This is a genomic window from Nocardia pseudobrasiliensis NBRC 108224 (assembly GCF_001613105.1).
GTDB lineage: Bacteria > Actinomycetota > Actinomycetes > Mycobacteriales > Mycobacteriaceae > Nocardia > Nocardia pseudobrasiliensis.
The window spans coordinates 40,394-63,587 of record NZ_BDBS01000015.1 but is presented as its reverse complement, the minus strand read 5'-3'; the positions used below and the strand labels follow the sequence as shown (position 1 = coordinate 63,587).

Annotated in this window: 26 protein-coding genes; 13 read left to right on the top strand and 13 right to left on the bottom strand. The window is 68.4% G+C overall.

What is annotated here, in order from left to right:
- Positions 1 to 40 precede the first annotated feature (40 nt).
- On the top strand, positions 41 to 832 hold the full coding sequence (locus NP4_RS14315; RefSeq protein ID WP_067997715.1) for a TrmH family RNA methyltransferase: 792 nt from the start codon (positions 41 to 43) through the stop codon (positions 830 to 832).
- A 1-nt stretch (position 833) separates the two neighbouring features.
- On the opposite strand, the gene NP4_RS14310 is transcribed toward NP4_RS14315, so the two are convergent.
- From NP4_RS14310 to NP4_RS14290, 5 genes are all read right to left on the bottom strand, one after another.
- Positions 834 to 1,589 (bottom strand): SDR family oxidoreductase, encoded by a 756-nt coding sequence (locus tag NP4_RS14310; protein WP_067997963.1) that lies wholly within the window; start codon positions 1,587 to 1,589, stop codon positions 834 to 836.
- Between the two features lie 157 nt (positions 1,590 to 1,746).
- Positions 1,747 to 2,541, bottom strand: coding sequence for an LLM class flavin-dependent oxidoreductase (locus tag NP4_RS14305; RefSeq protein WP_067997712.1), 795 nt, complete (start codon positions 2,539 to 2,541; stop codon positions 1,747 to 1,749).
- Between the two features lie 30 nt (positions 2,542 to 2,571).
- Positions 2,572 to 2,829 (bottom strand): SHOCT domain-containing protein, encoded by a 258-nt coding sequence (locus NP4_RS14300; RefSeq protein ID WP_067997709.1) that lies wholly within the window; start codon positions 2,827 to 2,829, stop codon positions 2,572 to 2,574.
- Between the two features lie 83 nt (positions 2,830 to 2,912).
- On the bottom strand, positions 2,913 to 3,575 hold the full coding sequence (locus NP4_RS14295; RefSeq protein WP_067997706.1) for a response regulator transcription factor: 663 nt from the start codon (positions 3,573 to 3,575) through the stop codon (positions 2,913 to 2,915).
- Entirely contained in the window at positions 3,572 to 4,792 is a 1,221-nt protein-coding gene (locus NP4_RS14290) for a sensor histidine kinase (protein ID WP_067997703.1), read from the bottom strand. The genes NP4_RS14295 and NP4_RS14290 overlap by 4 nt, the downstream gene beginning before the upstream one ends.
- A 126-nt stretch (positions 4,793 to 4,918) precedes the next feature.
- On the opposite strand from NP4_RS14290, the gene NP4_RS14285 reads away from it, so the two are divergent.
- Together NP4_RS14285 and NP4_RS14280 are read left to right on the top strand one after the other, a co-directional pair.
- Positions 4,919 to 5,821, top strand: a complete 903-nt coding sequence (locus tag NP4_RS14285) for an ABC transporter ATP-binding protein (protein WP_067997701.1) — start codon at positions 4,919 to 4,921, stop codon at positions 5,819 to 5,821.
- A complete protein-coding gene (locus NP4_RS14280; protein WP_067997698.1) occupies positions 5,818 to 6,669 on the top strand; it encodes an ABC transporter permease subunit in 852 nt (283 codons plus the stop codon). Before NP4_RS14285 ends, NP4_RS14280 begins: the two co-directional genes overlap by 4 nt.
- Before the next feature lie 102 nt (positions 6,670 to 6,771).
- Here the strand turns inward: NP4_RS14280 and NP4_RS14275 are convergent, their stop codons facing one another.
- Positions 6,772 to 7,362 carry a TetR/AcrR family transcriptional regulator gene (locus NP4_RS14275; RefSeq protein WP_067997694.1) on the bottom strand — a complete coding sequence of 197 codons (591 nt, stop codon included), beginning with the start codon at positions 7,360 to 7,362 and terminating at the stop codon, positions 6,772 to 6,774.
- A gap of 104 nt (positions 7,363 to 7,466) precedes the next feature.
- Between NP4_RS14275 and NP4_RS14270 the strand changes: the two genes are divergently transcribed.
- The 4 genes from NP4_RS14270 to NP4_RS14255 all read left to right on the top strand — a co-directional run bounded on the left by NP4_RS14270 (position 7,467) and on the right by NP4_RS14255 (position 11,819).
- Positions 7,467 to 8,114, top strand: coding sequence for an FMN-dependent NADH-azoreductase (locus tag NP4_RS14270; protein ID WP_067997691.1), 648 nt, complete (start codon positions 7,467 to 7,469; stop codon positions 8,112 to 8,114).
- A 1-nt stretch (position 8,115) separates the two neighbouring features.
- Entirely contained in the window at positions 8,116 to 8,436 is a 321-nt protein-coding gene (locus NP4_RS14265) for a DMT family transporter (RefSeq protein ID WP_067997688.1), read from the top strand.
- A gap of 85 nt (positions 8,437 to 8,521) precedes the next feature.
- Positions 8,522 to 8,965, top strand: a complete 444-nt coding sequence (locus tag NP4_RS14260; RefSeq protein ID WP_067997957.1) for an OsmC family peroxiredoxin — start codon at positions 8,522 to 8,524, stop codon at positions 8,963 to 8,965.
- A gap of 136 nt (positions 8,966 to 9,101) precedes the next feature.
- The gene (locus NP4_RS14255) at positions 9,102 to 11,819 is read left to right on the top strand and encodes a discoidin domain-containing protein (protein ID WP_245997862.1); all 2,718 of its coding nucleotides are present in this window, start codon (positions 9,102 to 9,104) and stop codon (positions 11,817 to 11,819) included.
- Between the two features lie 5 nt (positions 11,820 to 11,824).
- On the opposite strand, the gene NP4_RS14250 is transcribed toward NP4_RS14255, so the two are convergent.
- Positions 11,825 to 12,139, bottom strand: coding sequence for an antibiotic biosynthesis monooxygenase family protein (locus tag NP4_RS14250; RefSeq protein WP_067997686.1), 315 nt, complete (start codon positions 12,137 to 12,139; stop codon positions 11,825 to 11,827).
- Between the two features lie 61 nt (positions 12,140 to 12,200).
- Between NP4_RS14250 and NP4_RS14245 the strand changes: the two genes are divergently transcribed.
- From NP4_RS14245 to NP4_RS14235, 3 genes are all read left to right on the top strand, one after another.
- Positions 12,201 to 12,953 carry an alpha/beta fold hydrolase gene (locus NP4_RS14245; RefSeq protein ID WP_067997684.1) on the top strand — a complete coding sequence of 251 codons (753 nt, stop codon included), beginning with the start codon at positions 12,201 to 12,203 and terminating at the stop codon, positions 12,951 to 12,953.
- A gap of 94 nt (positions 12,954 to 13,047) precedes the next feature.
- On the top strand, positions 13,048 to 14,220 hold the full coding sequence (locus NP4_RS14240; protein ID WP_067997951.1) for an acyl-CoA dehydrogenase family protein: 1,173 nt from the start codon (positions 13,048 to 13,050) through the stop codon (positions 14,218 to 14,220).
- Positions 14,221 to 14,327: 107 nt separating this feature from the next.
- Positions 14,328 to 15,134 (top strand): enoyl-CoA hydratase/isomerase family protein, encoded by an 807-nt coding sequence (locus NP4_RS14235; protein ID WP_067997682.1) that lies wholly within the window; start codon positions 14,328 to 14,330, stop codon positions 15,132 to 15,134.
- A gap of 7 nt (positions 15,135 to 15,141) precedes the next feature.
- On the opposite strand, the gene NP4_RS14230 is transcribed toward NP4_RS14235, so the two are convergent.
- The 6 genes from NP4_RS14230 to carD are packed head-to-tail and all read right to left on the bottom strand — an operon-like array spanning position 15,142 to position 19,598.
- Positions 15,142 to 15,438: a DUF4190 domain-containing protein gene (locus tag NP4_RS14230; protein WP_067997678.1), complete on the bottom strand. Its 297-nt coding sequence runs from the start codon at positions 15,436 to 15,438 to the stop codon at positions 15,142 to 15,144.
- A gap of 59 nt (positions 15,439 to 15,497) precedes the next feature.
- The gene (gene rlmB, locus NP4_RS14225) at positions 15,498 to 16,475 is read right to left on the bottom strand and encodes a 23S rRNA (guanosine(2251)-2'-O)-methyltransferase RlmB (protein WP_067997676.1); all 978 of its coding nucleotides are present in this window, start codon (positions 16,473 to 16,475) and stop codon (positions 15,498 to 15,500) included.
- A complete protein-coding gene (cysS, locus tag NP4_RS14220) occupies positions 16,475 to 17,869 on the bottom strand; it encodes a cysteine--tRNA ligase (RefSeq protein WP_067997673.1) in 1,395 nt (464 codons plus the stop codon). The genes rlmB and cysS overlap by 1 nt, the downstream gene beginning before the upstream one ends.
- Before the next feature lie 45 nt (positions 17,870 to 17,914).
- The gene (gene ispF / locus NP4_RS14215; protein ID WP_067997948.1) at positions 17,915 to 18,388 is read right to left on the bottom strand and encodes a 2-C-methyl-D-erythritol 2,4-cyclodiphosphate synthase; all 474 of its coding nucleotides are present in this window, start codon (positions 18,386 to 18,388) and stop codon (positions 17,915 to 17,917) included.
- 11 nt (positions 18,389 to 18,399) lie between these two features.
- Positions 18,400 to 19,107, bottom strand: coding sequence for a 2-C-methyl-D-erythritol 4-phosphate cytidylyltransferase (gene ispD / locus NP4_RS14210; RefSeq protein WP_067997671.1), 708 nt, complete (start codon positions 19,105 to 19,107; stop codon positions 18,400 to 18,402).
- A 2-nt stretch (positions 19,108 to 19,109) separates the two neighbouring features.
- The gene (carD, locus tag NP4_RS14205; protein ID WP_019931623.1) at positions 19,110 to 19,598 is read right to left on the bottom strand and encodes an RNA polymerase-binding transcription factor CarD; all 489 of its coding nucleotides are present in this window, start codon (positions 19,596 to 19,598) and stop codon (positions 19,110 to 19,112) included.
- Between the two features lie 302 nt (positions 19,599 to 19,900).
- Here carD and NP4_RS14200 point away from each other — a divergent pair, with 302 nt between their 5' ends.
- Genes NP4_RS14200 through disA form a run of 3 tightly spaced genes read left to right on the top strand, consistent with a single transcriptional unit; the run spans position 19,901 to position 23,194 of the window.
- Positions 19,901 to 20,614 (top strand): copper chaperone PCu(A)C domain-containing protein, encoded by a 714-nt coding sequence (locus NP4_RS14200; RefSeq protein WP_067997945.1) that lies wholly within the window; start codon positions 19,901 to 19,903, stop codon positions 20,612 to 20,614.
- Between the two features lie 49 nt (positions 20,615 to 20,663).
- Positions 20,664 to 22,058: a DNA repair protein RadA gene (gene radA, locus NP4_RS14195; protein WP_067997667.1), complete on the top strand. Its 1,395-nt coding sequence runs from the start codon at positions 20,664 to 20,666 to the stop codon at positions 22,056 to 22,058.
- The gene (gene disA / locus NP4_RS14190) at positions 22,055 to 23,194 is read left to right on the top strand and encodes a DNA integrity scanning diadenylate cyclase DisA (RefSeq protein ID WP_082875856.1); all 1,140 of its coding nucleotides are present in this window, start codon (positions 22,055 to 22,057) and stop codon (positions 23,192 to 23,194) included. Before radA ends, disA begins: the two co-directional genes overlap by 4 nt.

The window sequence follows — 23,194 nt, the reverse complement described above, 5'->3', positions numbered from 1 at the left end:
AGGAAGGCTGGACGCGCTGAAGGTCACCGTTCGAAATGCCATGTTCCAGCAATGGGAGGCATTGCTCAGCAATCGCAACAAGCGACAGCGATCCGGCCGGTTCCTGATTCACGGAGTGCGGCCCATCACGCTGGCGATCGAGCACGAGTGGCCGCTGGACAGCCTGCTGCGCACCCAGCACAGGCCGCTGTCGGACTGGGCCGAGCAGATGGTGCGCCGCAGCGGTGCGCCGATTGTGGATGTGGCGCCGGAGCTGCTCGCCGAATTGGGGGAAAGGGATTCCGGACAGCCCGAATTGATCGCGGTCGGAATACTTCCGCCCGATGATGTGGACCGATTAGCGGCCGGGCCGGATTTTCTCGGCGTCGTGTTCGACCGGCCGGTGAGTCCGGGCAATGTCGGCACACTCATCCGGTCCGCCGACGCGTTCGGGGCCTCCGGCATCGTGGTGACCGGACATGCCGCCGATATCTTCGATCCGAAATCCGTTCGGGCCAGCACCGGTTCGCTGTTCACGGTGCCGGTGGTGCGGACGGGGTCTACCGATGAGGTGTTGCGCTGGGTGCGCGATCGTCGCGCGGACGGTATCGCGATCCGCGTCGTCGGAACCGATGAGCACGGGGCCAGCGATATCTCGGAATACGATCTGACCCAACCGATTCTGCTCGTCATCGGTAACGAGACGACGGGGATGAGCGCACGATGGCGCGCGGAGTGCGACGATATCGTGCGCATTCCCATCGGGGGTGGCGCCAGTTCGCTCAATGCCGCGAATGCCGGGACCGTGGTGCTGTACGAGGCCGCCCGCCAGCGCGGTTTCCGATATCGGTAGTTCAGCCGACCCGGTCGGCCACGTACTGCGCCCAGGTGCGCTTACCCGTTTCCGCGTGCACCAGATTGTCGCCGTCGCGATAGGCGCGACCGGCCTTGCCCGGGAACGGCATCGGCATCGTGAGCCGCCGCTTGCCCGTTGCCCGCAGATAGGTGCGCAGCATCGCGCCGAATTCGAGGATTTCGGGCCCCGCCAGATCCGGTACGCGGCCCCGCGGATCGCTCAACGTCAATTCGACCAGCCGCTGTCCCACCTCGGCGACCTCCACCGGCTGCAACCGCACCGCGCCCGGCACCGGCACCACCGGCGATTTCGTCAGTGCCGCAATGGCGGTGAACATCAGATCGTGGAATTGCGCCGCCCGCAGCGTCGTGAACGCGATCCCCGACTCCTCGACCGCCCGCTCGGCCGCTTCCTTGGCCCGGAAATACCCCAGCGGAATTCGTTCCGCCGCGGTCACTCCGATATAAACCAGATGTTCGACCCCACCCCGCCGCGCCGCCTCGACCAGATTCCGGGTGGCCACCTCATCGGTCTTGGCATCCCCGGCCAAATGCACAACGGTCTCCATGCCCGCGACCGCCGCGTCGATGCCCACCCCCGCCGTGAGATCCCCGCGCACATATTCGATCCCCGCGGCCGCCTCCCGCGCACTGCGGCTCAACACCCGGACATCCCGCCCGGCCGCCACCAGCCCCGGAACCACATGCCCACCCAGCGTCCCGGTCCCACCGGTAACCAAAATCCGCGCACCCATGACAACCTCCATCCGGTCCACACCGCCTATCCGGCGCTCTACCCGAATGACGAAACCCCGGCCCCGAATGTGACGCCCTGTGCCGGAGAGCACAATTCCCCCGAACCGTCGCACCGGCCCGGCGGGGCTTCCCCTCTCGGCCCCGCCGGGCGTCGTGTCAGCGCAAACGCTCCATGATCGGTGTGAAGGCATCCGCTATGTCGGAGGGGACTATTACCTCGTCGATGCCGTATTTCTCGTGGCGGTGTTCGAGGATGGCCGCGGCTTCGGCGGGGTCGGCGGGGAGGGCGGCCGCCGAGGATGCGGCTCGGAGGTTGTCGGCGGTGGGGATGTTCCAGGATCCGGGCCAGCGGGGCATGCGGTCGCCGATGGCCATCAGTTGGGTGGTGAAGGCGATCGGGCGGTCGGTGTTGTCGCGGGCCAGGGCGATCATTGTGGCGAGATCGTCCTCGGTGGCCTGCGGGCCCGCGGCCAGCGCGATGCGGTCGGCGATCTGGGCGGCCAGGGCGAGCATGCGGGGGCCGGAGGTGGCGATCATGATCGGCGGGGCAGGATCGACCTCGGCGCGGACCGCGGCCACGACCTCGGTGAGGTGGGCTCGTCGGCTCGCGGCCGAACCCCAGGGCTGGCCGAGTCGTTCGGCCTCGCTCGCGGCGTCGGGGCGGCCGATGCCTATGCCCAATTCGAAGCGGTCCTCGGAAAGCCGTTGCAGCGCGGCGGTTTCCCGCACGGTGGCGGCGGCCGTGCGCAGCGGCGCGGCGATCACGTTGGGGCGCAGCCGCAGCGTCTCGGTAACCGCGGCGGCGGCCGCGAACGCCGGGAAGGGCGACGGGGTGTTCAGGGTGTCCGGCATCAGCAGCGTGTGATAGCCCTGCTGTTCGGCGGTGCGGGCGGTCTCCGCCCAGGCGCGGCCGGAGAACGGGACGGTCATGAGTCCGAATCGGATGGACATGGCGGGCCTTTCGATGAAAACGGGTAGGGATCAGAAGCGCCGACGCGAGCGCCGCAGCACCTCGAGCCGGGTCAGATAGTCCTCTTCGCTGATCTCCCCGCGCGCAAACGACGAACGCAGCGTGCCGATTCCGCTATCCCGTCGGCAGCCCCGCCGGAAGACGAATCCGAGGCTGATCAACCCGATCCAGAACAGTACGGGGAAGATCCAGAAATACGGCCAGGGATGTCCGTAATCGCCGTGGTCGGCCAGTACCGAAACGGCCGTGGCGTACAGGTGAGTATTCATGTCTCCAGCCTGTTCCGGAGCGCGGCCCGGGGCATCGGTTTGCGGACGGTATCGCGCCTACGCCTCGAGACGTACGCCCCGGGCTACTGCCAGCCCGGCCGCACGAGCCCGGACTCGTAGGCCAGCACCACCAGCTGGGTGCGATCGCGGGCATTGAGCTTCAACAGGATTCGGCTGACATGGGTACGCGCGGTGGCCGGACTCAGGAACAGCCGCTCGGCGATCTCGGCATTGGTGAGCCCCTCCGCGACCAGGGCCATCACCTCACGCTCGCGATCGGTGAGTTCCGAGAGCGCCGAGGCGGGCGCGGGTTTCGCGCGCGAGGCGAATTCGGCGACCAGGCGGCGGGTCACGCTGGGGGACAACAGCGCATCGCCCGCGGCCACCACCCGCACCGCCTTCACCAGATCGGCCGGTTCGGTGTGCTTGACCAGGAAACCCGTTGCGCCCGAACGCATCGCCTCGAAGACGTACTCGTCCAGTTCGAAGGTGGTCAGCACCACCACCTTCACCTCACTCAGTTCGGCATCCCCGGCGATCTCGCGCGTGGCGCACAGACCGTCGAGCACCGGCATGCGAATATCCATCAGCACCACGTCCGGCCGCAGTTCCCGCGTCATCCGCACCGCCTGCTGTCCGTTGTCCGCCTCGCCCACCACCTCGATGCCGTCCTGTGCGTCCAGCAGGGCCGCGAAACCGGCCCGCACCAGGGCCTGATCGTCGGCGATCAGCACTCGAATCGTCATGAGACCTCTTGTCCGCCTTCGTCGTCCGCAGCGAGCGGCAACCGGGCGCTGACCCGGAAACCGCCGTCCTCGGCCCGGCCCGCGGTGACCTCGCCGTGCAGGGCGTGCGCCCGCTCGATCATGCCCGCGATGCCGTTGCCCCCGCCTGGGGATGGTTGTGGAGAATTCGCGGGCCGGTCGTTCTCGACGACCAGCCGCAGTTCGCCCGGCGCGTAGTCCACGGTGACCACCGCGCGGGCGCCGGGGGCGTGGCGGATCACATTGGTCAGCGACTCCTGCACGATGCGCGCGGCGGCCACGTCGACCAGCGCGGGCAGCCGAAGGATCGGACCGCGGATCTCGGTGTCGACGCTGATCCCGGCCGCACGCGCGGGGGCGAGCAGCGCGTCCAGATCGACGATGCCGACGGTCGGAGTCGTCGGCGCCGCAACGGTTTCCGCACCGGAGCGGATCGAACGCAGCAGGGTGTGCACCTCGCCGAGGGCATCGCGGCTGACCTGTTTGATGGCCGACAGCGCGGTCGCGGCCTGTTCGGGCTTGCGGTCGAGCAGTTCCAGCGCGACCGAGGACTGCACATTGATCAGCGACAGGCTGTGCGCCAGCACATCGTGCAGTTCGCGGGCGATCGCGAGCCGTTCCTCGGTCGCACGCTGTTCGCGCTGGGCCAGTTCGCGTTCGCGTTCGGCCTGTTCGTTGCGGTGCGCGGCCTCGGCGCGCTGTCGGCGGGCGGTGTGGATCTCGCGGCGCTGCCGGATGCCCTCGGCGGCGGCGAGCAGTACGCACAGCCAGGCCAGTACCCCGATCATCTGCCAGCCGTTGGTCGGATTGCCGCGCAGCGCGGGCAGCGGCCAGATCATCAGCAGATAGCCGACGGGTACGAACGGATATGTGCGCCAGCGGGATCCGCGCGTCGCGGCGGTGAGGAAGGCGATGATCAGTGAGATGAAGATCGGCCCGTAGCCGAATCCGGCGATCAGATAGGCGACCGTGGTCGCGAGCGCGCCGACGAATACGCTCAGCGGATACGCCCGCCGCACCACCAGCAGCAGCGGTCCGACCATCAACAGGCCGTAGCCGAGCGCGTCGAGCGGTCGCACGCCGGTCACGCCGTGCAGGGTCATCGCGTGATTGGCCATCCGCCCGGCGCCGAGCTGGACGCCGGCGACGACGAGCGCCACCAGCACATCGCGCCCACAGGGCCGTACGTTCGGACTCACTCTCGCACGGTAACGCCGTAGTCGCCGCGGCGGTATGTCGCCACGACGAATTACGCCGCGAGACGTATGTCCGATCGCGCCGGGCGGCCGATGTGTCCGACCGGGCCGGGGGCGGATTCTCGATGCATGAACGAAACCGTCGTGGTCACCGAGTCGCTGACCAAACGCTACGGCACCCATACCGCCGTCGACGCCGTCGCGATGACGGTGCGTGCCGGTGAGATCTACGGATTCCTCGGACCCAACGGTGCGGGTAAGACGACCACGCTGCGCATGCTGGTCGGACTGATCCGGCCGACCTCGGGGTCCGCGAAAGTGCTGGGTCGCCGTCCCGGCGATCCGCACACCCTGCGCCGCATGGGCGTGCTGATCGAGGGGCCCGGGTTCTATCCCTATCTGTCCGGTCGTGACAACCTGCGGGTGCTGGCCCGCTATCGCGCATGCGGGCCCGACGATGTGGCCGAGGCGCTGGATCGGGTGGCGCTCACCGATCGCGCCGAGGACAGGTTCAAGGCGTATTCGCTCGGTATGAAACAGCGTCTGGGGGTGGCCGCGGCCCTGCTCGGTCGCCCGGATCTGCTGATTCTCGACGAACCCACCAATGGGCTCGATCCGGCCGGAATGGCCGAGATGCGTGCGCTCATCACCGGTTTGGCCGCCGACGGGCACACCGTGGTGCTCTCGTCACACCTGCTCAGTGAGGTGCAGGAGATTTGTGACCGGGTCGGCGTCATCTCGCGGGGCCGCCTGCTCACCGAGGCCACGGTGAGCGAATTACGCGGTGCGGCAACGCTTTTCCTGCGGGCTGAACCGGTGGAGCTGGCATTCCCGGCGGTGCGCCGGGTAGTGGGCGATCGATCCGCGTTGCTGACCGCCGCCGGCATCAGAGTCGATGCCGGTGTGGCGACGGCGCCGAAGGTGGCGCGCGCTGTGGTCGAGGCCGGTGCGGATCTGCTGGAGCTGCGCACCGACGAGAAGTCTTTGGAAGAGGTCTTTTTCGAGATGACGAAATTGGAGGCGGCGTCATGAGTGACCTGTTGGCTTGTACGCGTGCGGAATTCGCACGGCTGGCGAAGTGGCCCGCGCTGTGGATTCTGATCGGCACGTGGCTGCTGTTGAATCTCACCTTCGCCTATCTGTTCAACTATCTGGCCTATTCGTCGGGTAGCGGTTCGCGAATGTCCAACGGGCTGCCCCGGGATCTGCTGTTGCAGCAGATGCTGCCCGCCGCGGTGCCGGAGGTGTTCACCCAGGGCATGGCCATGTTCGGGGGTGCGCTGATCCTGGTGCTCGGCGCGTTGGCGGTTGGTAGCGGCTACGGCTGGGGTACGTGGAAAACCGCTCTGGCCCAAGGGCCTTCGCGGGTGAGCGTCATCGGCGGGACGATCGTGGCGCTGGCGGTGATCGTGATCGGCCTGGTCTGTGCGGCCTTCGTGGTGGATACCGGGGTGGCCGCGGTGATCGCGATGGTGCAGCATCAATCCCTGGCGCTGCCGTCGATCGGCCGCACGCTGATCGGAATCCTCACGGGCACGGCGATTCTCGCCATGTGGACCCTGGCGGGCGCGCTCATCGGCGCCATCGCCCGCGGCCCCGCCCTGGCGGTCGGGCTCGGCCTGGTCTGGGTCCTGGTCGTGGAGAACCTCCTGCGCGGCGTCGCCGCCATCTTCTCCCCGATCCGCCCCCTCACCGACCACCTCCCCGGTACCGCCGCGGGCTCCCTGGCCAACGCCATGCGCACCATCAAGGGCGAAACCGCCACCCCCGGAGTAGTCGACATCCTCTCCCGCCCAGCCGCTTTCCTCTCCCTCACCCTCTATGTCACGGCCTTCGTCATCGCCACGCTCTGGCTGATCCGCAGCCGCGACATGGCCTGAGCTCCTCGCCCTGGTATCCGGCCTGACGGCCTGATACCAGGGAAATTGGGGCGGGCCCCAGCCCTTTTCCCCGTCGTCCGGCCATCAGGCCGGGCGGTCGCGTTATTTCAGGACCCCGTGGGCGAGGTGGTTCAGGGCGGCTTTGATTTGGTTGGGGGTCAGGCCCTTGGAGCGTTGCTGCACATAGACATCCGCTGATAGGGGGGCCAGGAGGATGTCGATGTGGGAGTCCGGGTGGGGGATTCGGGCGTCGGTGAGTAGGGCGCGGAGGTGGGCGTACCAGAAGCCGTAGGCGCCGGTTTCGAAGCGGACGCCGCCGGATTCTGCGCCCAGGGCCAGGTGGGAGTGGGTTTCCAGGAGGTCGACCATGGCGGCGTAGAAGGCTGCCAGGCGGTGGGCGGGGGTGGCGCCGGGGCCAAGGGGCGGTGGGCCGCTGAGGAGGCGGGCCTGTAGGTCGCGTTCGTGTTCGTCGAGGAGGGCGACCGCGATGGAGGCCACATCGGGGTAGCGGCGATAGAGGGTGCCGCGGCCGACTCCGGCGGCCTTGGCGATGTCGTCCATCGTCACCGAGCGCGGGGCGCGGGTGCGAAACAGCGTATCCGCGGCGGCGAGGACCTTGGCCCGGTTGCGTGCGGCATCGGCCCGCTCGCCGGATACCGGCACTGGATTCAGCAGGTCGGGGCGCTTGTCCATGCGCACCACTGTAATGCGTTCGGAGGAAGGTGGACAGTATGTCCACATTGGTTCTATGCTCATCATCAAGCGGACATGATGTCCACTTGATTGGAGATTCGGATATGCCCACCCTGCTGCATTTGGACGCCAGCGCCCGCCGCCACTCGATCAGCCGCGAACTCGGCGCGGCCTTCGCCGAGACCTGGTACGCCGAACATCCGGACGGCGAGCTCCGCTATCGCGATCTGGCGGCCGATCCCGTACCGTTCATCGGCGAGGGCTGGACCGAACTCTGCGATGCCGTACTGGCCTGCGCACGAACCGATCTGGACCGACTGCCCGACTTGGCGCGCACCGACGCCCAGCGCGCGGCGTGGTCGATCGTCGAACCCCTGCTCGCCGATCTGCGCGCCGCCGATGTCGTGCTCATCGCCACGCCCATGTACAACTACTCGATCCCGGCGAGTCTGAAGGCCTGGCTGGATCAGGTGACCTTCCCGCGAATGTCGCTGCCGGACAAGCGTTTCGTGGTCGCCTCGGCGCGCGGCGGATCCTACACCCCGGGCGCGCCCAAGGCCGCCTTCGACTATCAGGAGCGTTATCTGCGCGACTTCTTCGCGGGCCATTTCGCCGTCACCGACACGGTTTTCGTACACGCCGAACTGGCGAACTCCCGCACCGATCCGAACCTTGCCCACCTGCGCGAGGCCTATGCGAACTCCTACGCGCACGCCCTCGAGACCGCGCGGCGACTGGGAAAGGAATACTGAAATGGGCTGGCCGCTACTGGCTTTCGCGGGCCTGATCGAGATCGCCTGGTCGCAGAGCATCAAACCGACCCAGGGCTTCACCCGCCCGCTGCCCACCCTGCTGTGCTTCGTACTCGCCGCCGCCGCGGTGTATCTGCTCTCACTGGCCATGCAGACCCTGCCGGTCGGCACCGCCTACGCCGTATTCACCGGCATCGGCGCGATCGGCGCGATCGGGCTCGGCATCGTGGTGCAGAAGGATCCGCTCAGCGCCGGCCGGGTGCTGGCGCTGACCCTGATCCTCGGCGGCATCGTGCTGGCCCGGGTCACCAACCCGGAGTGAGGAAATCGAACGGGTGGGGCGGGCGCGGCGCGAGACGGTAGGTTCGATCGCGACGGCGACCTATTCCTACTGTGAAAGGACAGTGATGCCAACACGTACCGCGCGCACCGCTTGGACCGGCGGCCTGCAGGACGGATCCGGACAGGTCGAGCTGACCAGTTCCGGCGTCGGCAAATACGATGTGTCGTTCCCCAAGCGCAGCGCCGACAACGCCGACGGCGCCACCAGCCCCGAGGAGCTGATCGCGGCCGCGCATTCGTCCTGCTACGCGATGGCGCTGTCGGCGCAGATCGGCAATGCCGGGGGTACCGTGCAGAGTCTGGATGTGACCGCCGATGTGACCCTGGGTCCGGATCCCGCGGGCGGCTTCCGGATCAGCAAGATCAAGTTGACCGTCCGGGGCAAGGCCGACGGTATCGATGCCGCCGCGTTCCAGCAGGCCGCCGAGGGCGCCAAGGCCGGCTGCCCGGTCAGCAAGGCCCTGGCCGGTGTCGACGATATCGAGCTGGACGCCAGCTTCGAGGGCTGACGAATCGGCGACGGGGCGTCGGCGCGGTGCGTGACCAGCACCGCGCCGACGCCTGGTCCGGCCGTATCTCCCCGTCCGCCAAGGCCGTAGACCGCCGCGCGAATTCATGTGGAAGTAAGCCCGGTACGCTGCCCCTGTGGCGTCCGAAGCGCGACAAGTCTTCGGCGGTCGTACGCGGCTGCTGATCGGTATCGTCGCGGCCGTGGTCATCGCGCTGGTGGCCGCGCTCGTCGTGGTCGTACTGCGGTCGGGCGGCGGCCATCCGGCGCAGGCGCAGCCCTGTCCGGGCGACAGTATTGCCGGACAGGCGGAATGGGCGCCGCATTCGGATTCCTTTGCCGCGACCTATGATCGGCATCCGGTCGTGGGCAACGGCTATCTCGGCCTGCGGATCCCGCCCGCGGGGACGGGCTATGTCGAAACCGGCGAGCGTACCGGATGGCCGCTGTACACCCCGCGCTACGACGGCGCGTTCGTGGCCGGACTGTACGGCGCGCAACCGGATCTGGCCGACGGTCGCATGGTGGCCGCCGCCCTGCCCAACTGGTCCACCCTTCAGGTTGGGGTGGGTGACGAAACTTTCAGCCCCGCAACATCTCCCGATCAGGTCGCCGATTTCCGGCAGACCGAGTATCTGCGCTGTGGCCTGGTGCGCACGACGCTGACCTGGACCACGCGCGACGGCCGGGCCACCGATCTCGAGTACGACCTATTCACCGACCGCGCCGACCAACACGCCGCCGCGGTCCGTGTCACCCTCACCCCGCACTGGAGCGGGCAGGCCACCGTCACCGGTCTGCTCGATATGGCCGGGGCCCGTCGCCTGGACCAGGTTTCGCTCACCGACCCGGCGGCCGACACCCTCGACCTCGAATTCCGTACCAGGACAACCGATGTGGCGGGGCATGTGGTCTCGGTCCTGTCCGCGGGCGACGCGCAGGTGCGACGGCAGGACGCGGGTCAGCGGGTGAATCTGACCGTGGCCCCGGACAAGTCGTACGAGGTCACCAAGTACGTGGGTGTCGATACGAGTCTCACCGCGCCCGATCCGGCTCGCGCGGCCCGCGAGGCCGCCCAGCGGGCCGCCGAGCGCGGCTGGTCGGATCTGCTGGCCGAACAGGCGCGGCAGTGGCAGTCGCTGTGGGCCGCCGATATCGAGGTGCCGGGCAGGCCGGATATTCAGCGCTGGGTGCGTGGGGCGCTGTACTCGCTGTATTCGGCCTCCAATCCGCAACAGGACAACAGTATTTCGCCGACCGGACTCAGCAGCGACAACTATGCGGGGCTGGTGTTCTGGGACGCCGATATCTGGATGTATCCCGGGCTGTTGCAATTGGCGCCGAGCCTGGCCCGATCGGTGGTCGACTATCGCTTCAAGACCCTGCCCGCGGCGCGGGAGAATGCCCGGCGGCTCGGATTGCCCGGCGCGTTCTATCCGTGGACCAGTGCCGCCACCGGCGATCTGAATACCGATTGTCACAGTTGGTCACCGCCGCACTGCCTGACCCAGATTCATTTGCAGGGCGATATCGCACTGGCCGCCTGGCAGTACTACCTGGCCACCAAGGACCTCGGCTACCTGCGCGAGCGCGGCTGGCCGATATTGTCGGCGCTGGCCGAATTCTGGGCCGCGCGGGTCACCGCGAATCCCGACGGCAGCTATTCCATCCGCGATGTCGCGGGCCCGGACGAATACAGCAATGGCGTCGACGACGCCGTCTACACCAATGCCGTTGCGGCCGAGGCCCTGCGCGATGCCACCGCCGCGGCGGGTCTGATCGGGCAGCCCGCGCCGCCGCAGTGGAATGCGATCGCCGATCATCTGCGCATGCCCTTCGATTCGCTGCACGGTGTTTTCCTGCAGTACGAGGGTTATCGCGGATCGCAGATCAAACAGGCCGATACGGTGCTGCTGCAATATCCGCTGGAATGGCCCATGTCGCCGGATACGGCCGCGAAAACACTCGACTACTACGCCGAACGCACCGATCCCGACGGCCCGGCGATGACCGATTCCGTCCACGAGATCGACGCCGCCGCCAATGGCGAGCCGGGCTGTTCGGTCGGTACCTATCTGGATCGGTCCGCGCGGCCGTTCGCGCGCGAGCCGTTCGGCCAGTTCTCCGAGGCGCGTGGCAACAAGGCGGGCGCCAATGATCCGCTCGCGGGTTCGCCCGCCTTCGACTTCACCACGCTCGCGGGCGGATACGTGCAGGAATTCACCAACGGCCTACTGGGACTGCGGTTCCGGGCGGACCGGATCCAGTTGAATCCGCTGCTGCCGCCGCAATTGGCACAGGGCATCACCGTGCGCAAATTGCATTGGCAGGGACGGATTTTCGATATCGCGGTCGGGCCGGAACGGACCACCGTCACGCTGCGCTCCGGTGATCCGCTGCCGATCGACGCCGGATCGCAGACACGCCAACTGGATTCGGGTCGCTCGCTGGATCTGACCACCCGCCGTCCCGATCTGACCGAGACCGTCGACGCGGCCCGCTGCAAACCCGCCGCGGCCAGCAGCGAGCAGGCCGGGGACTACGCCGCGGCGGCCGTGGACGGCGATATCGCCACCAGTTGGCGGCCGGATGCGGCCCAGGCGGATCTGACCGTCGACCTCGGCTCCGAGACGACCCTGGCGCGGATCGCCCCGCGCTGGACCGAACCGGCCCCGGTCACGTCGTCGATCGCGGTATCCGCCGACGATCGCACCTGGTCGACGGTCGTGACCGCGCCGAACGGCGATCTGCTCGAACCGATCACCGCCCGCTATGTGCGCATCCACGTCGACGGCGGCGATCCGACCGCGCGGCCCGGAATTCGCGAGGTCGACATCGCCGCCAAGGGGCGCTGAACGAGTTAGTTCGCGGCCTTGCCGGTGACGTCCAGCACGACCTCGAATTCGAGCAGCGAAGCGCCCGTGGCTACCGGCTTACGCGCCTGACCCGCATGCGCCTCTTTGGCCGGGCCGTCCCGCCACGCCGCGAAGGATTCCTCCGAATCCCACTGCGTCACAACGAAGTACCGGTTCTCACCGGCCACCGGGCGCAGCAACTGAAAGCCGAGGAAGCCGGGGGAGTTCTCCACCGCGTGAGCGCGTGCGGCGAACCGCTTCTCCAGTTCGGGGCCCGCGCCCTCGGGGATCTCGATCGCATTGATCTTCACAACTGCCATGACCTCCAGGCTAGGCCAGCGAGCGGGCGCGGGTCGCGGACCACCCGTATCGTCGGGGGCGATGCTGTACGACGAGGGTGGCGCCGGGGTGCCGATACTGTTGCTGCACGGGCTGATGGGCAGCGCGCGGACCTGGCGTGACCACCTGCCGTGGCTGCGCGAACTGGGGCATGTGTTCACCTTCGACGCGGCGGGTCACGGGCGAGCGGCTCCGGAGGAGTTGAGCACCGAGGCGTTCGTGGCCGATCTGGCGACCGCGACCGCGGCGATCGCCGAACCCATGATCGTGATCGGCCACTCCATGGGTGGCCTGCACGGATGGGTATTCGCGGCCGAATATCCGGATCGGGTGCGGGGATTGGTCGTGGAGGATATGGCGCCGGATTTCCGTGGGCGCACCGCGCGCGATTGGGCGACCATGATCGCGGCGTGGCCGCAGCCGTTTCCCGACGCCGAGGCCGTACTGGATTTCTTCGGTCCGGTGGCGGGACGCTACTTCCTGAACTCCTTCACCGCGGGGCCCGACGGCTATCGCCTGCACGGTGAGGTCGAGACCTTCCGCGATATCTCCGAGGAGTGGGGCACCCGCGATTTCTGGCCGCAGTGGAACGAGGTGCGCGTGCCGGTGCTGCTGATCGAGGGGGAATACAGCATCACTCCGCCCGGTCAGATGCGGGAGATGGCCGCGGGGCATCCGAATGCGCGGCATGTGCTCGTCCACGAGGCCGGACATCTGATCCACGACGACCGGCCCGAGGTCTACCACGCGCACGTCGAGGGATTTCTGCGCGCGATCCGCGAGCACGCCATTTGACGGCAGCCGCCTTCAGTTCCGGGCGCGGCTCGTCGTATGCTCGCGGGACCAAGGTGGTCCCCGCGGACCATTGGCGAAGCTGAAGGGTGTCCCGATGATCGACTTCTCGTTGCCCGCCGACCTCGAGGCCGAGCGCGACCGGATCCGCCGGTTCGTCATCGACAAGATCGTTCCCTACGAGCGCGATCCGCGACTGACCTCGCACGGCCCCAACGACGAGCTGCGCCAGGAACTGGTCGAACTGGCCCGCGCCGAGAAACTGCTGACCATCCAGGCCCCCACCGAACTCGGCGGGCGCGGTCTCACCCATGTCGAACAGGCCGTGCTCTACGAGGCCGCGGGCTGGTCCACCCTCGGCCCGGTCGCCATGAACTGCGCCGCCCCCGACGAGGGCAATATGTTCCTGCTGTCCAAAGTCGCCAACGCCGAACAGATCGACCGCTATCTGATGCCCGTGATCACCGGTCGCCAGCGCTCGGTCTTCGCCATGACCGAACCCGACGGTGCGGGATCCGATCCCGATCAGCTCGCCACCACCGCGACCTTCGACGGCGAGAACTTCACGATCAACGGCCGCAAGTGGCTGATCACCGGTGCCGACGGCGCGAAGACCTGGATCATCATGGCCCGCCTGGCCGCCAATCCGCATCTGCCCGAAGGCCCCACGCTGTTCCTTACGGATGGCGACGTTCCCGGAATCGTCATCGAACGCACCATGAACACAATGGATCGCAACTACGTCGGCGGCCACGGCGTGGTCCGCTTCGACAATCTGACCCTGCCGCGCGAAGCGGTCCTCGGCGAAACCGGTCAGGCGCTGCGGTACGCGCAGCTGCGGCTGGCTCCGGCTCGGCTCACGCACTGCATGCGCTGGCTCGGCGCGGCCGAACGCGCGCAGAGCATTGCCGTGGAACACGCCCGCACCCGCACCGCCTTCGGCAAGACCATCGGCGAGCACGAGGGCGTGTCGTTCATGTTGGCGGACAACGAGATCGCGCTGCATCAGTGCCGACTGACCATCTGGCACGCCTGCTGGCTCATGGATCAGGGGCACAAGGCCCGGCACGAGAGTTCGATGGCGAAATCCTTCGTCTCCGAGGAGCTGTTCCAGGTCGCCGACCGCTGCGTGCAGGTCCTCGGCGGCATCGGCATCAGCGATGAGACCGTGGTCGAGATGATCTTCCGCGATATGCGCGCCTTCCGGCTGTACGACGGACCGACCGAAGTCCACAAATGGGCGATCGGCCGCAAGGTGTTGCGCCGATAGGCAGATCGCCCGTCTACGTCGGGTTCGGTTGCGGGATTGCGCCCGGCTGTGTTCTGCTCGTTCGCGTACCAGGGCACGACCCGCGCACAGAACTAGGATTTCGTCGCATGAGTTCGGAACTGCACGTCGATGTTTCCTCCGGAGTCGCCGTGCTGACGCTGCATCGTCCCGCGCAGCAGAATGCCTTCACCCCGACGATGGCCTCCGAACTGGGTGCGGCGCTGAGCCGCTGTGATACCGAGGACACCATCCACGCGGTGGTCGTCACGGGTACTCCGCCCGCGTTCTGCGCCGGCGCGGATCTGTCCGGCGTCGGGGACGTCACCGCCACCATCGACCCCGCGCCCTGGCGCATTCGCAAACCCGTGATCGCCGCGGTCAACGGGCATGCGGTCGGCCTCGGGCTGGCGCTCGCATTGCAGTGCGATCTGCGCTACCTGGCGCGCGATGCGGTCTACGGGCTCAACCAGGTTCGGCGGTCCGCGCTGGCCGACGGCTATGCGCACTGGCTGCTGCCCCGGCTGGCCGGAATGGCCACCGCCGCCGACATCCTGTTCACGGGACGCACCTTCGACGGCGACGAGGCCAAGGCAATGGGTCTGGCCAACGCCAGTCTCGATGCCGCCGAGGTGCTGCCGACCGCGCTGTCGGTCGCGCACGATATCGCCACCGGCTCCGCGCCGCTGCCGGTGGCGCTGTCCAAGCGGCTGCTGTGGGAGGGGCTCGGCATGGGCCCGGACTCGGTCGCGGCGCTGGAATCGCAGCTCAATACCTATGTCGCCGACAGCGTCGACGCGGGCGAGGGGATGGCCGCGCTACGCGACCGCCGTCAGCCGCGCTGGACCGGGCGCGTCAGCGCCGAATGGCCCGCCTGGGACGCGCCCGCCGACAAGGAGCGTCCGGGCCTGGACTGAGTCCGGATCAGCCGTGCCCTCCGATCAGGACCAGCAGGAACAGGATCGCCACGAGCACCATCAGAATCGTGCCGATGATGCCGAGGATGTAGCCCACCATGACCTGTGCCCGGCCGCCGTACGCGCCGCCGGAGTACTCGATCTGATCCAGCGCCCGCTTACCCATCGCCCACGCCACCGGACCCAGTGCGCCGCAACAAAATACGCTCAGGGCCCCGAGTAACAGCACGGTGGTGGCGTGCGGATGTTCGACCGGCTGGCCGATCGGCTCATCGGGGAAGTACTGGGGCGGGTAACTGGCCACCAGCCAAGTCTATGGGGGCTCGCGCCGCGAAAGCTCGCTGACGCGCTCGGTTTTCCGGGTCAGGCCCGGCGTTGGCGCGCGATATCCGCGAGTACGACACCCGCGGCTACCGACGCGTTGAGCGATTCGACCTCGCCCGCCATCGGAATGCTCAGGATGCTGTCGCAGGTCTCGCGAACCAGTCGCGACAGACCCTTGCCCTCGGATCCGACCACGACGACGGTCGGCGTGGTGGCCTCGAAATCGTCGAGCGAGGTGTCGCCGCCCGCGTCCAGGCCGACCACCTGCAGTCCGGCGTTGGCCCAATCCTTCAGTGTCCGAGTGAGATTGGTGGCCCGCGCGACCGGTAGCCGGGCGGCCGCACCGGCGCTGGTGCGCCAGGCCACCGCCGTCACGCTGGCGCTGCGGCGCTGCGGAATGACCACGCCGTGGCCGCCGAAGGCCGCCACCGAGCGGATCACCGCGCCCAGATTGCGTGGATCGGAGATATTGTCCAGCGCCACCAGCAGCGGGGGAGTGCCCGAGGCGAGCGCGGATTCGAGCAGATCCTGCGGATGCGCGTAGCGGTACGGCGGCACTTGCAGCGCGAGCCCCTGATGTAAACCGTTGGAGCTCATCCGATCCAGATCGGTGCGCGGCACCTCCAGGATCGAGATGCCGGTATCGGCCGCGATCTTGACGGCCTCGGTGAGCCGCTCGTCGTTCTCGGTGCCGTTGGCCACGTACAGCGCGGTCGCGGGGACCCCGGCGCGCAGGCATTCCACCACCGGGTTGCGACCGAGCACCAATTCGGGGCCGTCGTCGCCCTTGCGGGTGCTCGGACGGCCCGCGGGCCGCCGGGTGGTCTGCTGGGTGGCGGCGGCCTTCTTCGCCGCGGCCGCCCGCTTGGCCGCGGGATGGTACTTGCGCATCTCGGCGGGCGGGGTCGCGCCGCGACCCTCCAGCGAGCGTCGCCGCTGACCGCCCGATCCGACCGTCTGGCCCTTCTTGGTGCCGGACTTGCGGATCGCGCCGCGACGTTGTGAATTGCCTGCCATCAGTTGGCCTTTCCGCTCAGGCTCCACTCCGGGCCGTCCGGGGTGTCGGTGACTTCGACACCGGCCGCTATCAGCCGATCCCGGACCGCGTCGGCGGTCGCCCAGTCCTTGCTGCCGCGCGCCTGCTGCCGCAGCTCCAGTTCGGCCCGCACCAGGACGTCGAGCGCGTCGAGGGCCGCGGAGGAGTCCGCGGGGGCGGCCCAGTGCGGATCCAGCGGATCCACACCCAGAATGCCGAGCATCGCGCGCACCTGACCCGCCAGTTCCCGGGCGGTGTCGATGGCGCCGGATTCCAGCGCTTTGTTGCCCTCGTGCACCACGGCGTGAATCTCCGCCAGCGCCCTGGGAATTCCGAGATTGTCGTCGAGGGCCTCGGCGAACGCGTCGGTCCACTTGCCGATCGTGCTGTCGCCCGTACGCTCGGCGGCGCGGTGTACGAAGGCCTCGATCCGCTGATAGGTCTGGGCCGCGTCGCGCAGCGCCTGATCGGAGTACTCCAGCATCGAGCTGTAGTGCGCGCTGCCCAGATAGAACCGAAGTTCCACGGCCCGAACGTTTTTCAGCACATTGGGTACCGACAGGGTGTTGCCGAGCGATTTCGACATCTTCTCCCCGCCCAGGGTCACCCAGCCGTTGTGCAGCCAGTACCGGGCGAATCCGTCACCGGCGGCGCGGGACTGGGCGATTTCGTTCTCGTGGTGCGGGAACACCAGATCCATACCGCCGCAGTGGATGTCGAATTCGGGGCCGAGGTAGAACTCGGCCATCGCGGAGCATTCCAGATGCCAGCCGGGCCGCCCGGGACCCCACGGCGAGGGCCAGGTGGGCTCGCCGGGCTTGGCGGCCTTCCACAGCGTGAAATCGCGCGGATCCCGCTTACCCTCGCCCGCGTTCTCGCCCTGGTGCACATCGTCGAGCCGATGGCCGGACAACTTGCCGTAGTCGGGGTAGGAGCGCACATCGAAGTAGACGTTGCCGCACGAGGCGTAGGCGTGGCCGCGGTCGATGAGCCGCTGCATCATCTGGACCATCTGGGTGATGTGCCCGGTGGCGCGCGGTTCGGCCGAGGGCGGCAGTACGCCCAGCGCCTCGTAGGCGCGGTCGAAGGCGCGCTCGTGCGTCGCGGCCCACTCCCACCACGGGCGGCCCGCCGCGGCGGCCTTGTTGAGGATCTTGTCGTCGATATCGGTGACGTTGCGGACGAAGGCCACATCGGATCCGTTGGCGGTCAGCCAGCGTCGCAGCACGTCGAAGGCGACGCCGCTGCGCACATGTCCGATATGGGGTTCGCCCTGCACGGTGGCGCCACACAGATACACCGATACACGGCCGGGGACCAGAGGCGTGAAATCACGCAGGGTCCGCGTCTCGGTGTCGAACAGGCGCAGAGTCACGACCAGCCATCCTAGCTGTTGAGAATTTGCAGAGTACGAGGCGGTTTACTGCTGGCTACAACAGTGCAACAGCGCTGTCGCCACCGCCGCGATCCCCTCACCGCGTCCGGTCAGCCCCAGACCGTCGGTGGTCGTACCCGAAACCGAAACCGGTGCGTCGAGTAATTCTCCCAGGACCTGTTGGGCCTCGCCACGGCGTGGACCTATTTTGGGACGATTCCCGATCACCTGGACGGCGGCGTTCACGATGGTGAAACCGGCCTCGTCGAGCAGGCGGCGGACCTCTTTCAACATGGCCGCCCCGGACACGCCCTCCCATTCGGGGCGGCCGGTACCGAATACCGCGCCGACATCGCCGAGTCCGGCGGCCGACAGCAGCGCGTCGCAGAGCGCGTGCGCGGCCACATCGCCGTCGGAATGGCCCGCGCAGCCACTGTCGCCCTCGAACAGCAGACCGGCCATCCAGCAGGGACGGCCGGGTTCGACGGGATGGACGTCGCTGCCGATGCCGACGCGCATATCGGGTGCGGTCATCGCGCCACCGCCCGCGCCGCGGGGCGATCGGCGAGCAGCTCGTCGGCCAGGCGCAGATCGAGCGGGGTGGTGATCTTGAAAGCCATTGGATCGCCGGGGATCACGTGCACGCGCGCGCCGAGGCGTTCGACCAGTCCCGCGTCGTCGGTGGCGGGAAGGTCGAGCGCGTATGCCTCGCGCAGCAGCTGTGCCTCGAAACCCTGCGGGGTCTGGATCGCGCGCAGACCGCCGCGATCCGGGGTACCGGTCACCACACCGTGGGCGTCGACCGATTTGACGGTGTCGGTGACGGGCAGGCCGGGGACGACCGCCCGCTGTCCGGTGCGTAATGCGGCCACCACCCGCGCGATCAGCGACGGCGGCGTCAGGGCGCGGGCCGCGTCGTGCACGAGGATATGGGTGGCCTGCGGCGCGGCCGCGAGTCCGGCGCGCACGGAGTCGATGCGTTCGGCGCCGCCGGCGACCACGCTCACCGAGTTCCGGTCGGCGACCAGAGCTCCGGCTCGCTCGATCAACTCGGCGGGCACCATGATCACGATGTGGTCCACGACCCCGGACGCGATCAAACCGTCGACGGCGAGCGTGAGCATGGGGCTGCCGCCGATCGGGACGAAAGCCTTGGGCATCGACTCACCCAGGCGTACGCCCTGACCGGCGGCAGGCACCAGCGCCACGACACGACTTGCGTCGTGTGAATTGTTCACGGTCAGGAAGCCGCGGCGAGAACCTCGTCGAGCAGGGTCTCGGCCTTGACGTCGTCGGTGCCCTCGGCGAGCGCGAGCTCACCGACGAGGATCTGGCGAGCCTTGGCCAACATGCGCTTCTCGCCGGCGGACAGGCCGCGGTCCTGCTCCCGGCGCCACAGATCCCGCACGACCTCGGCCACCTTGTTCACATCGCCGGAGGCGAGCTTCTCGAGGTTGGCCTTGTAGCGGCGAGACCAGTTCGTCGGTTCTTCCGTATGCGGCGCGCGTAGCACCTGGAAGACGCGATCGAGACCTTCCTGTCCCACGACGTCGCGGACGCCGACGTATTCGGCGTTCTCGGCGGGAACCCGAACGGTGAGGTCACCCTGGGCGACCTTCAGGACCAGATACTCTTTCTGCACGCCCTTGATGGTGCGAGTCTCGATTGCTTCGATCAGCGCCGCTCCGTGGTGGGGGTAAACGACGGTGTCTCCGACCTTAAAAATCATGTGTCCCGTGCCCCTTTCGATGTTCACAGTTTAACATGCGACTCGGTAACGGCGCGATCAACGACGCAGGTCAGGGCCACAACGAGGCGGCGGCGGGGGTTGACAGAACGCCCACGGTGTGCATCCCGTTGTGCCAGAAGGAGTTACGGGTGAGCCCGCTTTCCGCGTACCGAATGGTACTGCGCGTCCGTAGTTGAGCGTACAAGTCCCCTACCCGACACGGGGGGCCGTGGGGCGACTACTACGCTCCCTACTACTACTCTCCATCGTGGAGTGAGCCGGTCGACATGGAGGACAAGCCCGTGACTGCCCTGAAAGCCACCACAGCGTCGAAGGCGCGCCGCCACGCCGTGACCGTCGCCGCGCTCGCCGCGGGCGCGGTGCTCGCGCTGTCGGGGTGCGGCGCCGGTCAGATCTCGCAGACCGCCCAACAGGTCGCGGCCGTGAACGGTAACAGCGCCAACGTCGGCCGGGTGGCGCTGCGCGATGTGCGCCTGCTGCTGCCGCAGTCGGAGGAGTACAACAACGCCAAGGGTGGTAAGGCCGTCCTCGCGTTCAGCGCGGTCAACGCCGGTTCGGCCAAGGCCGACGAGCTCACCAGCATCACCACCGATCTGGGCACGGTGAAGATCTCCCCGGCCAACCCGCAGCTGCCCCCGAATCAGACCCTGGTCGCGTCCGCGCCCAAGCCGGGCTCCCACCCGGCCGCGGCGACCAGCGCCCCGGCCGCCCCGACGAGTTCGGCCGCGCCGACCAGCTCGCCCGCCGCGTCCACCGCCGCCGCGTCGACGGCGTCGGCGAATCACGCCGAGAACCCGGAGTCGGGCGATCTGGCCGCGCAACCGCTGCTGGTGGAGATCACCGGCCTGACCAAGGACGTCAGCGCGGGCCTGACCTACCAGGTGACCTTCAACTTCAAGGACGCCGGCACGGTCGCGGTGAGCGTTCCGGTCGACGCGGGCCCGGATCTGCCCCGCAAGGAGGGCGAGAAGGCCGCAGAGCATTCCGGCCACTGAGTTCGCGCCGTTGCCCGGTCCTGTCGGACCCGCTCTCTAGGCTGCGCACGTGGCCAAGGTGAAATCGCAGTACCGCTGTTCCGCATGCGCGCACGAGGTCGCCAAATGGGTCGGCCGGTGCCCGGGCTGCGGTGAATGGGGTTCGATCGATGAGATGGCCGCCGCGCCCGCGGCGGCGTCGACCGGTCGCCGGGCCCTGCTGCCTTCCACCGCGGCGGCCCCGATCTCGGAGATCGACTCGAAGGTCAGCCGTGCCCGGTCGACCGGTGTGAGTGAACTCGATCGGGTGCTCGGCGGGGGCATCGTGCCCGGATCGGTGGTGCTGCTGTCCGGCGAGCCCGGCGTCGGCAAATCGACGCTGCTGCTCGAGGTCGCGCACCGGTGGGCGCGCGGGCGCGAGGAGCGCGCGCTGTACGTGACGGCCGAGGAGTCGGCCGGTCAGGTCCGGCTGCGCGCGGATCGCACCGGCGCGGTGCACGAAAGGGTCTATCTCGCGGCCGAATCCGATCTGTCGACCATTCTCGGCCATGTCGAGCAGGTGCGCCCCACGCTGCTGGTGGTGGACTCGGTGCAGACCATGCTGGCCGCCGATGTCGAGGGCGTGATCGGCGGCGTGACCCAGGTCCGCGCGGTGACGGCCGCGCTGACCTCGCTGGCCAAGGCGAGCGGGATCGCGGTGCTGCTGGTCGGCCACGTCACCAAGGACGGCCATCTGGCCGGACCGCGCACGCTGGAACATCTGGTGGACGTGGTGCTGCAGTTCGAGGGCGACAAACATTCCACGCTGCGTATGGTGCGCGGTATCAAGAACCGGTTCGGCAGCGCCGACGAGGTGGGCTGTTTCGAGATGCGCGACAACGGGATCGCGTGCGTGGAGGATCCGTCCGGGCTGTTCCTGCACCATCGCGCCGACACCGTGCCGGGTACGGCCGTGACCGTCGCGATGGACGGTAAGCGCCCGCTGCTGGGCGAGGTGCAGGGGCTGACCGTGGAGACCCAGGCGGCCATGCCGCGTCGGGCCGTCAGCGGTCTGGACAACAATCGGGTGTCGATGGTGCTGGCGGTGCTGCAGAGCCGCTGCGGGCTGTATCTGGGCAAATACGAGGTGTACGCGGCCACGGTCGGCGGGATGCGTTTGACCGAGCCGTCCGCGGATCTGGCCGTGGCCCTGGCCATCGCCAGCGCCGAGCGCGGTCGCCCGCTGCGGCCGGGGACGGTCATCCTCGGCGAGGTCGGACTGGCCGGTGAGGTTCGTCGCGTTGCCGGGGTCGGTCGTCGCCTCGCCGAGGCCGAGCGGCTAGGTTTCACCCAGGCGCTGGTGCCGCCGGGGGCCGAATGCTCCGGACTCGGTATCAAGGTGCACGAGGTGACGGATGTTCGTGCGGCGCTCGCGCTGACCGGTTTGTCGAAGCGCGGACAGGCACGTCTGGAGGCTGTCGAATGAATTGGGTCGCCAACCTGCTCGGCAAACCCGCGGTGAACCCGCTGCCCGAGGTCGCTCCCGCCCCCGCGCCCCGGCCGGAGATCGCGGCGAGTTCGCCCGCCCGGGATGTCGTGGCCCGGCTCGTACCCGGAACCGATCTGCGCGACGGGATCGATCGCATCCTGCGGGCGCGTACGGGCGCGCTGATCGTCCTGGGCTACGACGAGTCGATCGAGCAGATCTGCGACGGCGGCTTCGACCTGGATGTGGAATTCTCCCCGACCCGGCTGCGGGAACTGTCGAAAATGGACGGCGCGGTGGTGCTGTCCGGCGACGGCGGGCGCATTCGGCGCGCCAATGTCCACCTGGTCCCCGACCCGCTGGTGCCGACCACCGAAACGGGCACCCGGCACAAGGCCGCCGAGCGTACCGCGGCGCAGATCGGCTGCCCGGTGGTATCGGTGAGTCGGTCCACGGGCATCGTGACCGTCTACGCGCACGGCTCCCGGCATCTGATCCAACCCTCGGAAACCATTCTGGCGCGGGCCAATCAGGCCATGGCGACACTCGAGCGCTATCGGTCGCGCCTGGACGAGATGCTGCGGCAGCTGTCGGTGGTGGAGTTGGGCGATGTGGTCACCGTGCGCGACGTGCTGACCGTGGTGCACTGCCTCGAGTTGGTGCGTCGAGTGGCCCACGAGATCCGCTCCGATGTCGGCGAACTCGGTGTCGACGGCCGTCAGCTGGCCTTACAACTGGCCGAGGTGGTGGGCGATACCGACGATGTGCGTCGATTGATCGTGCGCGACTACGTCAGGCCGGTGTCACCGGGCGGGGTCGAGGAGGCGCTGGCCGACCGCGCCTTGGACGCGCTGGATCAGCTGCTCGAGGTGGAACTGCTGGAGTTGACGAATCTGGCCCAGCCGCTGGGCTTTCCGGCCGCCCTGGAGGCCCTGGACACCGCTACGGCCCCGCGCGGCTACCGACTGCTCGAGGAGATCCCGCGGGTGCCTCGTCAGCAGGCGCGCGGACTGGTCGCCGCCTTCGGGTCGCTCACGGCCCTGCTCGACGCCGACGTGGCCGATCTGGCGGCCGTGGAGGGTATCGACGACGATCTGGCGCGGCGAATCCACGAGGCGCTGGCGCGCCCGCACTGA

Bases quoted from the DNA above. Each gene is read 5' to 3' on its own strand.
- NP4_RS14235 (WP_067997682.1), top strand. From the start codon at position 14,328: ATGAGTTCGGAACTGCACGTCGATGTTTCCTCCGGAGTCGCCGTGCTG.
- NP4_RS14240 (WP_067997951.1), top strand. From the start codon at position 13,048: ATGATCGACTTCTCGTTGCCCGCCGACCTCGAGGCCGAGCGCGACCGG.
- disA (WP_082875856.1), top strand. From the start codon at position 22,055: ATGAATTGGGTCGCCAACCTGCTCGGCAAACCCGCGGTGAACCCGCTG.
- NP4_RS14295 (WP_067997706.1), bottom strand. From the start codon at position 3,575: ATGACGATTCGAGTGCTGATCGCCGACGATCAGGCCCTGGTGCGGGCC.
- NP4_RS14280 (WP_067997698.1), top strand. From the start codon at position 5,818: ATGAGTGACCTGTTGGCTTGTACGCGTGCGGAATTCGCACGGCTGGCG.
- NP4_RS14305 (WP_067997712.1), bottom strand. From the start codon at position 2,541: ATGTCCATCCGATTCGGACTCATGACCGTCCCGTTCTCCGGCCGCGCC.
- NP4_RS14270 (WP_067997691.1), top strand. From the start codon at position 7,467: ATGCCCACCCTGCTGCATTTGGACGCCAGCGCCCGCCGCCACTCGATC.
- NP4_RS14250 (WP_067997686.1), bottom strand. From the start codon at position 12,139: ATGGCAGTTGTGAAGATCAATGCGATCGAGATCCCCGAGGGCGCGGGC.
- NP4_RS14260 (WP_067997957.1), top strand. From the start codon at position 8,522: ATGCCAACACGTACCGCGCGCACCGCTTGGACCGGCGGCCTGCAGGAC.
- NP4_RS14315 (WP_067997715.1), top strand. From the start codon at position 41: ATGTTCCAGCAATGGGAGGCATTGCTCAGCAATCGCAACAAGCGACAG.
- carD (WP_019931623.1), bottom strand. From the start codon at position 19,598: ATGATTTTTAAGGTCGGAGACACCGTCGTTTACCCCCACCACGGAGCG.
- NP4_RS14285 (WP_067997701.1), top strand. From the start codon at position 4,919: ATGAACGAAACCGTCGTGGTCACCGAGTCGCTGACCAAACGCTACGGC.
- NP4_RS14275 (WP_067997694.1), bottom strand. From the start codon at position 7,362: ATGGACAAGCGCCCCGACCTGCTGAATCCAGTGCCGGTATCCGGCGAG.
- rlmB (WP_067997676.1), bottom strand. From the start codon at position 16,475: ATGGCAGGCAATTCACAACGTCGCGGCGCGATCCGCAAGTCCGGCACC.
- NP4_RS14265 (WP_067997688.1), top strand. From the start codon at position 8,116: ATGGGCTGGCCGCTACTGGCTTTCGCGGGCCTGATCGAGATCGCCTGG.
- NP4_RS14245 (WP_067997684.1), top strand. From the start codon at position 12,201: ATGCTGTACGACGAGGGTGGCGCCGGGGTGCCGATACTGTTGCTGCAC.
- ispF (WP_067997948.1), bottom strand. From the start codon at position 18,388: ATGCGCGTCGGCATCGGCAGCGACGTCCATCCCGTCGAACCCGGCCGT.
- NP4_RS14310 (WP_067997963.1), bottom strand. From the start codon at position 1,589: ATGGGTGCGCGGATTTTGGTTACCGGTGGGACCGGGACGCTGGGTGGG.
- NP4_RS14300 (WP_067997709.1), bottom strand. From the start codon at position 2,829: ATGAATACTCACCTGTACGCCACGGCCGTTTCGGTACTGGCCGACCAC.